Here is an 11550-nt window from a genome sequence, read left to right on the forward strand (position 1 = left end):
GCTGCGCACCGCGTCCGTGAGGGGTTGCCTTCGCGTCCATTGCGTGAAACAGCAAACTGCCAAACGCATCTGGACACTGGAGACCCCCCATGCAGATTCGCGAGGCGCTCACCTTCGACGACGTTCTTCTTCTTCCCGCAGCCTCTTCGGTGCTTCCTGCAACCGCAGATGTCTCGACCCAGGTGACGAAGAAAATCCGGCTCAACATCCCGCTTCTGTCCTCCGCAATGGACACCGTCACCGAGGCGCGCATGGCGATCGCGATGGCGCAGGCGGGCGGCGTGGGCGTGATCCACAAGAACCTCACCGTCGAGCAGCAGGCCGACGAGGTCCGCCGCGTGAAGCGCTTCGAGAGCGGCATCGTCTACAACCCGATCACGCTGCGCCCCGATCAGACGCTCGCAGACGCGAAGGCGCTGACCGAGCGCTACGGTTTCTCCGGCTTCCCGGTCGTCGATGAAAACCGCCGCGTCGTTGGCATCGTGACCAACCGCGACATGCGGTTTGCCCAGAAGGACGAGACCCCGGTCTCGGTGATGATGACCACCGACCGTCTCGCGATCCTGCAAGAGCCTGCCGACCGCGCCCAAGCCATCGCGATGATGCGCGAGCGCCGGATCGAGAAGCTGCTGGTGACCGATGACGAAGGCAAGTTGACGGGCCTCCTGACGCTGCGCGACACCGAGCAGGCCGTCCTCAACCCGACCGCCTGCAAGGACGATCTGGGCCGCCTGCGCGTGGCCGCCGCGACCTCCGTGGGCGACGCGGGCTTCGAGCGTTCCGAGGCGCTGATCGACGCGGGCTGCGATATCGTGGTGGTCGACACGGCACACGGTCACAGCCAAGGCGTGATCGACGCGGTGAAACGCATCAAGCAACTGTCGAGCCACGTACAGGTGATCGCGGGCAACGTGGCCACGGCCGACGCCACCAAAGCGCTGATCGACGTGGGCGCCGACGCGGTGAAATGCGGCATCGGCCCGGGCTCGATCTGCACGACGCGGATGGTCGCGGGCGTGGGCGTGCCGCAGCTGACCGCGATCATGGATTGCGTAAGCGCGGCGGGCGACGTGCCGATCATCGCCGATGGCGGCATCAAGTTCTCGGGCGATTTCGCGAAAGCCATCGCGGCAGGCGCAAGCTGCGCCATGGTCGGCTCGATGATCGCGGGCACCGATGAAAGCCCCGGCGAAGTGATCCTCTATCAGGGCCGCTCGTTCAAATCCTATCGCGGCATGGGCTCGCTCGGCGCCATGGCGCGCGGCTCGGCCGATCGCTACTTCCAGAAGGATGCGGCGAACGACAAGCTCGTGCCGGAAGGCATCGAGGGGCAGGTGCCCTACAAAGGTCCCGCAGGCGCGGTGATCCACCAGCTCGTGGGCGGTCTGCGCGCGGCGATGGGCTATACCGGCTCCGCCACGGTCGCTGAGATGCGCACGAACTGCAATTTCGTCCGCATCACCGGCGCGGGCCTCAAGGAAAGCCACGTCCACGACGTCGCGATCACCCGCGAGAGCCCGAATTACCGGATCGGATAATAAAGTAAAAACAATGACTTAAAGGATTGAGGGCTGCGTTCAATATCATGAAAGTGTCGTGAATTATCGCTGATTTTCGGCAAGTATCGCTCAGTGTAGATGCAAAATAGATGCAGTGCAGGGGCGATAGATGTAGCCACCAACTCACGACAAAAGCCCATCCAGAGCTTCTCTCGAAAGCTGGCGCCTGGGCCCGCGTGCATGAAAGCGCGGGCCAAGGTGACAGTTACAGAGAGAAGTACCCCGTCTGCACTTCATCGACGAGCCATACTCCGTTGTCAGACTGAAAGAAGTCATGCCCGTATGCATGCAGGCCGGCGGCGTCGACATGAAGCACGACCGGTTTTCCGTGTCGCCTGCCGACGCGAGCTGCAGTTTCCATATCTTCGGTGAGATGGACGAAGCGGCGGCGCCCAGGCAAAATTCCGTGATCGAAAATCTGATCGAGATGCTGCGATGCGGTTCCGTGAAATAACAGTGCCGGCGGTGCAACAGGCGGCAGACCGAGGTCAACTTCTACAGAGTGACCATACGCAGCTCGAATCCGGCCGTTTCTCAGAGTGAAGCGCTTCTTGTCATCTGAGCCCGCGATCGACGTCAGTTCGTCGTGCGTCATCCTGCGCCCGTGCCGCATCATAGAGCGCAGGAGAATATCAACGCGAACCCAGCCTTCGCGATCGAGCTCGACCCCGATCAGTGCGGGATCGTGTCGCAGTACCTTCGACAAGAATTTGCTCTGCTTGCTCATGCCCCAAGTGTCCTGCGAGCGATGTATCTCTCAATGAACTAAGACTGACCGCCGCGTGAGCTCGTGTCGCTGGATAACTCGCGTAACCAAAGCGCCGCCAATACCCACCTCCAGGAAGACTTTGAGTTTCTCCTCGTCGCTCCACCGACGGCGCCGTTCGACATCCGGAACTTCTCCCAACATGGCGCTTCCCGATACGACACGTCGGCAACAACGTCGTTATTCACGTGCCTCATCTCGCTCCGCCTCCATCAGCGAGGCGGCATCAATCGGGCGCGTACGCTACGGCTGCCGTACGACGCGTATCGTATGACATTTGCCTATGTTTTCTTGCGATGGAGAGTTTCGATCAGAAGCCTTCTGTAGTTGGTGCCCAAACCATCAGGGAATGAAGTAGATTCTTCGCTAAGATCCTGAAACCATTCGTCATTGCCGCTTTCCATCCGTAGTACTTCAGCCAGCTGCTGGCAGTTCTCTTGGGTGAGGCTATGTGGCCCGGGCTCAGTCAGAGAAATACCTTGAGTGGTCAAAGCAACGAGCTGTCCGTTAGTTTGTTGATGCGCCTCAAGGACGCCTTTTTCGACGCCTGTGGCTACGAGCTGTTCTGGTAGCCGGCCTGCCAAACGAAACCTCATGGCTTCGTGCCAGCCGGGCTCAGCCCAGCGAACATCAAGATAAACGAAATCTCCATCATGCATGATCTGCTCCTATTTTGGGAGCAGGCGTTAGCATGGGGTACGCGGGTGTGTCTATAGCCAGAGGAACAACATGGCGGGCACACTGCACACAAAAGAGTATCGGGCGGTCGTGAAAGCTTTAGTTGAGTTACGCGCTGAGCGAGGATTGTCGCAGACAGACTTGGCAAATCTACTGGAACGTAACCGCTCTTACGTTGCAAAAGTCGAAATCTGTGAACGTCGTCTCGACATTATCGAATTTTGTACCTGGGTCCATGCATTGGGCTGCGATCCTGCGGAGTATGTGAGAAAACACCTCTGCATCCTACCAAAAAGGGACTGCTCTGTTCTCTGAAAAACTGGGCCGTTTGAGGTCGGAGTTTGCGGCTACTCTCTCTGGGCCAGGGAGGGAGCGTGCTACGTCCTAAGGCCACTGAATAGTCCGCGATGAGTTCGCGTTTCGACGACGAGGACGCCGTCCTCGATTCCGGCTCGACGGATCGGCGCCTTGGTCAGGGCGACGCCCAGTGGTCGACCCGCCTCCGTGAGAAGCCGCACGCCCTTGTTCTCGACCAACAATACCAAGTCCTCGTCGACCATCAGGTAGCATTTGGTCGTGCAGTCCTGCGACCCCACAAGGCGGTCGCCCTCGAGTACGTAGAGCCGGGTCAATGTCTGGATGTATAGATAGCGATCTGTTTCCAGGATCCGGACCGGCGCGGTGTCCACATCGTAGAGGGCGACGGGGTTCGCGGCGGCTCTAAATAGCCCCGCGCTTCTTTGGCGCCTTCGTGTCTCATTTGCTGCCGCCGCTTGAAGTCGACGGGCGACAGTATTCCGTGTCGGGCGTACTTGTGCTTAGGGTTGTAGAAAATCTCGATGTAGTCGAACACATCCTCCCCGGCTTCTTCGCGTGTTCGGTAGGTTCGTCGACTGATCCGCTCACGTTTCAGTACTTTACCTACCTCTGATCTTCGATAATTCTATGGTCTGCTGGAATGGCGGCTACGGTGATGGGGCGATGCGGCCTCCTGGCTGAGGCCCAAGAACGACACTGGGCCGTTCACTGCGCCATAGCAGGAAAGACGGTTGCCGGAAGTTCGCCGCAGGCGCGAGAGAATTGGCATGCCGACCGGCAAGTGGTCGTTCTCTGCGAATGCGATGGAACATCGTCGGATTAGCAGCAACGGACGTCCAGAGCGTTGTAATCTGCCTACCAGCCATTCATATTGCGGGAGATCGAAGGGGGAAAGTTGAGCATGGCTGTCACGATCACAAAGCAGGCCGAAGCGTATCTTGAGGCTTTGGCAGCGGGGCTCGAGATTCCGTCGTCGCGCTACGAACAGGCTGAAAAGAGCTATAAATCACTCGGCGAATGGCTGCAGCGAGATGCGTCCATTGTGCGGGATCATGATCCGGACATCTTTGTGCAGGGTTCCTTCCGGCTCGGCACGGTCATCAGGCCGATGTCTGACGATGAAGAGTATGATGTGGACTGTGCCTGCTCGCTCACACGTCTGAGCAAGTCGGATCTGTCGCAGCACGATCTGAAGAACATGCTGGGTCAAGAGATCAAGCTCTACCGTGAAAGCAAGGGCATCAAGAAACCGGTACACGAAGGCCGACGGTGTTGGCGCCTTGAATACGCCGATGGCGCCCAGTTCCATATGGACATCGTACCCTGTATTCCAAACGCCGAAGATCAGCGTCTGCTGCTTGAGGCGCGCGAACTCGATGCACAGTTTGCCGACACGGCCATCGCCATCACGGACAATGAGGAACTGGCCTACGACGCCATCACGGACGATTGGCCACGCTCCAATCCGCGGGGATACGCTGAGTGGTTCAAATCGCGCATGGGCGATGTCTTCGTCCGAAGACGTCAGCAGATCTTGAACGAAATGCGCGCGGAGGGTGTGACCGCGAGTGTCGAAGACATCCCGACATATCGGGTGCGCACACCGCTGCAGTCCGCCATCATGATTTTGAAACGGCACCGTGACTCAATGTTCGCGGATGACCCCACGGACAAACCGATTTCGATCATAATTTCCTCGCTTGCTGCGCACGCTTATCAGGGCGAGGAAACGATTGGCTATGCACTGCTGTCGATTCTGAGCCGGATGGAGGACGCAATCGAGCATGACGGTACAAAGTACATCATCAAGAACCCGACTGACGCGCTCGAGAACTTCGCTGATAAATGGGAGGACAATCCGGAGCGTGCCGATGCGTTTTTTGAATGGCTGAAGCAAGCGCGAGAGGATTTTTCCGCCGCCGGCCGTCTGGTCGAACACCGGCGCATAGCAACTATTCTGGCGAACCGTATGGGGCGTGATCTTACCGATCGGGTTGACGATGGAGTATTGCATGCATCGCGGCCAAGCTCGTCCAGTCTCGTGAAAGCTGCAGGGGTAGCCTCGGCGACCTCAGTCCCCAGTGTTTCCTTCGGAGACGCACCTCGTACGCCAAAAAAACCTGACGGTTTCGCATGACTTGGTGGCTCCTGCAGAATTCAAGACTGGGCATGGAAAAGGCAGCCCTTGCGGAACTTGAGGGCAGCGTGGATTGGCTCTCTGTCGAAAAATGGCAGGCCAACAGCGAACTTGAGATGTGCGTCGCCTTCACCATCACGCATGGCGAAAAACGTTTTGTGTTTCGAATGCGTTATCCAAGTGTTTTTCCGGATGCGCCGCCAATGATTTTCACCGAAGACGGCTCGCGGATTTCAAACCATCAATATGGGGCCAGCGGGGAACTCTGCCTCGAACACCGACCAGATAACTGGAGTCCCGCGATCACAGGCGCGGATATGGTGGCGAGCTGCCAGCGTCTAATCGCCGAAGAGCAGCCCGAGACTGGTGAAAACGTACATGCGCGATCCGCGCACACTGCATCGCTCGGACGAGACCTTCGATCAGAGTCTTATCGTTTCTTATTGAGCGAGAATGATCTTGCAGCAGTCAACGGGCTGCCGGAGCTTGAGGACAGAGAGTTCGCTCTGTCAGAGCGGAAGGCGGCAACCACCTATCTTGCTTCACTAACACGCATAGGGCCAAAGGATGATCCGTCTTGGGTGAGCGATCTGGTCTTGCCCGATGGGTTTGGGAAAGAAACGGGAACGGTTGTTCGCGTGCCGGGGGCAGGGAGCTTTGGCTTTGTTACCGCCGAAGCACTGGGTGCTTTTCTTGACCGCGTAGGCCTTCGTGAACTGCGCGGCCGGGTGTTCGAAACCGATGCATTCACACATCTTCTATTGGGCTACGGAGAAAAATGGGAGCTTTTTTCGATCTTTGGTAAGCAAGACGAGCGGAAGGTCTTCCCTTACACTACAGTCATCGTTCCGGCCGGGCAAAAGCGTGTGCCGGATGAATTCAAAGTGTTGGCTGACAAAGCTATCGGGATCGTCGGGTGTGGCTCCGTTGGATCGAAGGTTGCAGCCAGTCTTTGCAGGACGGGCGTGGGCAAGTTTCTCTTAATTGATGACGACATTTTTTTTCCCGGAAATGCAGTGCGCAACGAGTTGGACTTGAGCGTCACGGGTGCGCACAAAGCGTTCAGCCTGCGCGAACGGCTGGAAAATCTAAATCCTGGTGTGAGTGTCAGTGCGTTGCGCATGACGCTTGGCGGCCAAGAAAGCGCGGCCTCTATGGCTGGCGCGCTTGAGGCGCTTGGCGAGTGCGATGTGCTGATCGACGCCACAGGGGATCCGACCGCTTTCAACATGATCGCGTCAATGGCAACGCGCAAGAGTAAGCCAATGGTCTGGGCCCAAGTGTTTGCCGGAGGAATTGGTGGCCTTATAGCCAGAGCGCGGCCCAATATTGATCCAATCCCTCTCATGGCACGGGTGCAAATCGACACTTGGTGTGAGGATCAAGGCGTCGAATGGATCAAGCCGGACGATCCGCAGCGCTATGCCGGTCAGAGCGCTGATGGGACACCAATGCTTGCAGACGATGCAGATGTCGGTGTCATTGCCTCGCATGTCAGCCGCTTCGTGATCGATCTCCTGGCCCGCCCGGACGGCAGCATCTTTCCTTTCTCTGCTTACTTGATCGGCCTTTCATCGGAATGGCTTTTTGACCAACCCTTTGATACGCGGCCAATCGATTTGATCCCTGCTGGGGAATGGGGTGAAACAGTTGAACCGCTTGACGCGGACGCCTTGGTTGAGATCCTCAAGGCCCATTTGCCTCCAAAGGAGGACGCGGATGCAGTTGCAGTTGCCGACTGATGTTCTGCGGCGCATGCGTCGCCATCTGTTCAGGTCAGGGTCACGTGAGATCGGCGGTATCTTGATGGGCGAAGAGATCGGCGACCAAATGTTTCAGATCGTCGACTTCAGCGTAGACACATCCCGCGGAACGCGCGCGCAGTTTTTGCGCGACGCCGATCATCACGATGAGGCCCTTTCGGCTTTCTTTGAAAGAACGGGTGCCGAATACGGTCGTTTTAACTATCTGGGCGAATGGCACAGCCACCCGAGCTTCAGTGTGAGCCCCAGTCTTCAAGACGTGCACGCCATGCAGGACCTCGTGGACGGCTCTGGAGGGGTGGACTTTGCCGTACTTTTCATCAGCCGGCTGAGATGGATTTGGCGCTTCGAGTGCAGCGCCCATCTCTTCGTTCGCGGCCATCCTCCTCACATGGTCAGCGTCACACGTGTGGAAAGCGTCTCTTAGACGAAAGACCCGCTCGAGAATGCTAAAACGACACTTCGACAACTTTCTCACAAAGCTCATCGACTGGTGGCTCCGGGTCGCAAGGATCGAACGGTATCTGATCGGAACAGGCGTAGGTTTGTAGATCGCGATCTTTGGCGGCTTGCCTCTGATCTGTGAACAGGCATGAAAATTTGACCCTGTTGCGGGGTAATCGGCATCCAAAAATGCCCCCATTTACACTGACGCGGATGCTGCACCGAGGTCACCGGGGAGCACCGTGTGGGACGTCGGTCGTGACTGGATGAAAGACCCGCGTTAGGTCATTTGAAGAATTCCTTGTAAGCGTCTGACCTGGAAACGGGTCCCAGAGCCTTGCTTCGCTCAGTTTTTTAGCCAGATTTTTCGGTGTTGGGGGTCAAGGGGGAAGGTGTGCAGCACATAACTCCCCTTGCTTGCATGAGACTGTCAGAAGAGCGGAGCGCGGGCGCGTAGAGCTCTGACAGAGACATAGTAAGTATGTGACTGTCAGAAACAGTCAGAAAAAGTGTAGCGAGACTCACGAGCGAACCGGACTTCCCTCTTACCAAAAGAAGGAATTTCAGCATGTCGGATTTCGACTACAAAGCGCGTCTCAAGACACTCACGCACGCAGAGAAACTGCGGGCGGACGGGAAGTACCCGGTTGTTCTTCGCTTCGCGAGCATGCATCCCAGCGACGTATCCAAAATGATCGCACATGCAGAGCGCGAAGCTGGGGAAGAAGAGCATGTCGACAAAGCCAGATCACATCTCAATCGCAAGCTCCGCGGCAATCCGAGAACAATCGCAGAAGAAGTCATGTCGTTCTATCGAGCGGCAAGAAAGAAGAACCTCGCGTCGAATCTCGCGGGTCTCAAAAAGTCGCGTCCGAAAGACTATCGCACAGCGAAATTGGCCGGCGAGCAGGAGCCGTGGTCAGCTCAGAAAAAAAGTCGCGGGCCGCTTCGCGAAGGAATCCTCACTGTGCATCGCGACGCTTTCAGAGCTGATGAAGATTGTCCGTCAGAGCGCCGCCTCGAGTTCATCGATGACGCCGGAGAAGTCATGATATGGGATATGCGGAAAGCAGACAAATTCATTGCGGCTGGCCGCGAGTTTCTCGAGAAAAATTTCGGCGACATGATGCAATACATGCGCGTCGACCTCGACGAACAGAGCGTGCATTTTCACTTCTTGCTTCTCGACTATGTGGACGAGAAACCCTCCGTCCGCTTCGCTGATGGACGGACACTTTTGCGCACATCGCATCACACGTTCATCGGCGGCGACGGAAAGGCAAAGGGTTACGAACTCGCGCAAGACGCTGTAGGAGAATGGTTCGAGCAAGAGCGGTTCGCTGAGCTGAACATCGTTCGCGGCGAGCGTCGTGCAGCGAAGCGTCGCGAGTATGCGAAAGAGCTCGACGAAGTCTTCAAAGAAGTATCAGAAGACGGACGCGATGACGGCATTTCTGGCTCGAAAATCGGACTGGCTATGCGTGAGTTGAAGCGTCGTATCGCAGCCGCTGCAGATGAGAAAGGTGGCATCAATCGGATACGCCTCGACCCGGCGCAGTTGCTTGCGCTCGAGCTGCTCGAGCATGCAGGTTTGCTCGAGCCAGGCAAGCGTCATGAAGCGACAACGCGGCGCGCCAGGGCTGTACTTCTCAATACGTTTGAAGAGCAGCATGGAACTGTTCATGACATCCTCCAGAACGCTGAGAAATACATCGAGTCGGCCGTCGGGAAGGCACGTGCGGCGAGCGAGCAAGAGCGGGCGACACGAGACAAAATTCGCTCTGAGAAAGAGAACTTTAATGCTGCTCTGTCTAAGAAGAAAGAGCGCACGCGCGAGTTCTTCATGCGCGCTGAGAAAGAGCATGCAGAGAAGCTTGCTGGAGAGCGTCAGGCAGTCAAGAAGGAGCGTGACGATCTCGACATCGAGCGCGAAGAATTCGAAGCAGAGCGCGCCGAATTCCGCCGTGCGAAAGCTCGTATCGACAAGCGCGAACGCGACATGAATGATCTCTGGAAGGCGATCAGGAGGTTCGCTACAAAGCGTGGCTTTCTTGATGAAGCGACGAAGCAGGAGACAGAAACACTGCGCGGAATCGCGACAGGGCTTGGTCTCATGTTCGAAGCGTTCGAAGACATGCCGTTCGATCCGTCAATTGACCAGCTCGGATATTCTCTCGAAGACAGTCGCAAGGCAACGAAAAGAGTGCGCGTTAATGCGCCTCACAGCCCAGTGCGACAACGCTGAATGAAATCATGTAGGGAGAAATTCGGCGTTGGGCGCAAATCGTGTTGATCCGCTAAGCGGACCTTCCTGCTGTTCGCTGCGGCTGCTCGATCTGTGCCCCAGGTGTGAGATGTCTTGCCGGAAGGGCGGAAAGGTGGTTTCTCTGTGATAGCGATGAATGGCCTGGCTTCCAGGCCAAAAGTAGCAATTGGTAGACCGCGAGGGGGGTGGCACCGGCTCCCCTTCGCCTCACGCAGCTATAGGCAGTAAAATGATGCCAAAATCTACGCCGCGAGTACTACTATTTCCGCTCGCCATGATAGAAAGTCGCTTGAAGCCGCTTAGCATCGAAAAACGCTTCAAGGCGTTCAGCGTTTTCTTCAACTAACCTCTTCGCTTGCGCTGGCAGCTCACTACTCGCCCGCACAAAATCATCTAAGCCGATTGGTTCGAGAGTTGGAGCGGATGTCAGACGAAGCATGCGGTCTCGCCCGATCAAAAGTCCGGCCTGTCCGAGGGCGTTCTGGCTTTGCAGGTGCATCGCGCTCTCGATGATTGTTCGCCAGTGGAACATGCCGCCGCGCCTAATCTGACCGTCAGTCATACGAAGGTCTTGATCGCCACAGCCAAGGCTCAGGATTTCGATTTTGTGTCTGTCGATGTTAAAACAACTCATGGCATCTACCAGCGCCACCATGACGGGGTTGTTCGCCCAAACACCGCCATCGGCAAAGTGCCGGGTGCCGCTCCGGTAGGTCGAGAAGAATGTCGGCGCGGCTGACGTCGCCAATGCTACCGTGACCAGTTCTTCCTGCCAGTCGAGGCGGAAGTCAGGGTGGTGTGGGGTCTTGAGGACGTTGACCTCGTTGAACCCATCGAAGGCGGGAATGTTCAAACGCACATTGACCGAGCCCAGTGTCCTGTTGCCAAAGCGATCTCGAAGCGCTCGTTCCAAGGGGTCGCGGTTGTATCGATAAACGGCAAGATCGCGGGCAAACTGGTAAGTGGATCGCATCGCGCGACCAAATCGAGTTGGGGGAGTCCAAGGCCGGGGAAATATTTCCGACCCGTGGCGCATATAGATTTCCAGAACTTCCTCGGCGCGCATCCCTGCTGCCATGCCGAGCGCGATTATTCCTCCGGTTGAAGTGCCTGCGATCATGTCGAAGTAGCTGGCTGCCGAACCGCCCTTCAAGAAACGACGCTCGCATTCCGCCAGGACCGCCGCAGGCAGAATGCCTTTTATGCCGCCGCCATCAATGGACATTATGCGAAGGTCATCTGCGGGCCATTCGAGTTGATCTCGACGGTGAAAGATGGTGCCCTGTGAGCGACGGGATTGAGGTTGTGCCATGAAATCTCTCCATAAGTACCGCCAACCTGGATCGCCCGCCTGACTGACTTCTGATGTGTTTGCCGGTCCCAAACCATTTTCCCGAAGCGAGCCAGCTTTCGTAGCAGCTCAGCCAGTTGGACGCCCAGGGAATGGTTGTATTGCTGACAAGGTCATCTGGCGACCACTAATCCGCTTCGTCGTCGAAGAGGCAGAGGAAAGGCCCCGTACGCTCTGTTCGCGGATGTGACTGTAACCGCCGGACGTAATCTCCCCGAAACCGCCGTTTGAATTTTCCCCAGACGTGAGCGTCAGTGCCAATTCCGAA

8 protein-coding genes and 1 pseudogene are annotated in these 11550 nt (G+C 57.0%); 5 read left to right on the forward strand and 4 right to left on the reverse strand.

Annotation, left to right across the window (positions count from 1 at the left end; all coding sequences use genetic code 11):
- Positions 1-89 precede the first annotated feature (89 nt).
- Positions 90-1538, forward strand: coding sequence for an IMP dehydrogenase (gene guaB, locus BMI87_RS19655; RefSeq protein WP_078523205.1), 1449 nt, complete (start codon positions 90-92; stop codon positions 1536-1538).
- A gap of 226 nt (positions 1539-1764) precedes the next feature.
- Here guaB and BMI87_RS19660 read toward each other — a convergent pair whose 3' ends face one another.
- The 3 genes and pseudogenes from BMI87_RS19660 to BMI87_RS22300 form a co-directional block, all read right to left on the reverse strand.
- Positions 1765-2286 (reverse strand): RNA 2'-phosphotransferase, encoded by a 522-nt coding sequence (locus BMI87_RS19660; protein WP_078523206.1) that lies wholly within the window; start codon positions 2284-2286, stop codon positions 1765-1767.
- 320 nt (positions 2287-2606) lie between these two features.
- Positions 2607-2984, reverse strand: a complete 378-nt coding sequence (locus BMI87_RS22295; RefSeq protein ID WP_146681689.1) for a hypothetical protein — start codon at positions 2982-2984, stop codon at positions 2607-2609.
- A gap of 764 nt (positions 2985-3748) precedes the next feature.
- A pseudogene (locus BMI87_RS22300) lies at positions 3749-3919 on the reverse strand (IS3 family transposase); the annotation flags it as partial.
- Positions 3920-4222: 303 nt separating this feature from the next.
- On the opposite strand from BMI87_RS22300, the gene BMI87_RS19675 reads away from it, so the two are divergent.
- The 4 genes from BMI87_RS19675 to BMI87_RS19690 all read left to right on the forward strand — a co-directional run bounded on the left by BMI87_RS19675 (position 4223) and on the right by BMI87_RS19690 (position 9910).
- Complete coding sequence (locus BMI87_RS19675; protein WP_078523208.1) at positions 4223-5458, forward strand: nucleotidyltransferase; 1236 nt, start codon at positions 4223-4225, stop codon at positions 5456-5458.
- A gap of 32 nt (positions 5459-5490) precedes the next feature.
- Positions 5491-7200 (forward strand): ThiF family adenylyltransferase, encoded by a 1710-nt coding sequence (locus tag BMI87_RS19680; RefSeq protein ID WP_246832750.1) that lies wholly within the window; start codon positions 5491-5493, stop codon positions 7198-7200.
- Positions 7178-7648 carry a Mov34/MPN/PAD-1 family protein gene (locus tag BMI87_RS19685; protein ID WP_078523210.1) on the forward strand — a complete coding sequence of 157 codons (471 nt, stop codon included), beginning with the start codon at positions 7178-7180 and terminating at the stop codon, positions 7646-7648. Before BMI87_RS19680 ends, BMI87_RS19685 begins: the two co-directional genes overlap by 23 nt.
- Before the next feature lie 585 nt (positions 7649-8233).
- Positions 8234-9910: a hypothetical protein gene (locus BMI87_RS19690; protein ID WP_078523211.1), complete on the forward strand. Its 1677-nt coding sequence runs from the start codon at positions 8234-8236 to the stop codon at positions 9908-9910.
- A 280-nt stretch (positions 9911-10190) separates the two neighbouring features.
- On the opposite strand, the gene BMI87_RS19695 is transcribed toward BMI87_RS19690, so the two are convergent.
- Complete coding sequence (locus tag BMI87_RS19695; RefSeq protein ID WP_078523212.1) at positions 10191-11243, reverse strand: CBASS cGAMP-activated phospholipase; 1053 nt, start codon at positions 11241-11243, stop codon at positions 10191-10193.
- Positions 11244-11550 lie beyond the last annotated feature (307 nt).

The organism is Thioclava sp. F28-4 (assembly GCF_002020045.1).
GTDB classification, from domain to species: Bacteria; Pseudomonadota; Alphaproteobacteria; order Rhodobacterales; family Rhodobacteraceae; genus Thioclava; species Thioclava sediminum.

Coding starts and splice junctions, on each gene's coding strand:
- guaB (WP_078523205.1), top strand. CDS start 90: ATGCAGATTCGCGAGGCGCTCACCTTCGACGACGTTCTTCTTCTTCCC.
- BMI87_RS19660 (WP_078523206.1), bottom strand. CDS start 2,286: ATGAGCAAGCAGAGCAAATTCTTGTCGAAGGTACTGCGACACGATCCC.
- BMI87_RS22295 (WP_146681689.1), bottom strand. CDS start 2,984: ATGCATGATGGAGATTTCGTTTATCTTGATGTTCGCTGGGCTGAGCCC.
- BMI87_RS19675 (WP_078523208.1), top strand. CDS start 4,223: ATGGCTGTCACGATCACAAAGCAGGCCGAAGCGTATCTTGAGGCTTTG.
- BMI87_RS19680 (WP_246832750.1), top strand. CDS start 5,491: ATGGAAAAGGCAGCCCTTGCGGAACTTGAGGGCAGCGTGGATTGGCTC.
- BMI87_RS19685 (WP_078523210.1), top strand. CDS start 7,178: ATGCAGTTGCAGTTGCCGACTGATGTTCTGCGGCGCATGCGTCGCCAT.
- BMI87_RS19690 (WP_078523211.1), top strand. CDS start 8,234: ATGTCGGATTTCGACTACAAAGCGCGTCTCAAGACACTCACGCACGCA.
- BMI87_RS19695 (WP_078523212.1), bottom strand. CDS start 11,243: ATGGCACAACCTCAATCCCGTCGCTCACAGGGCACCATCTTTCACCGT.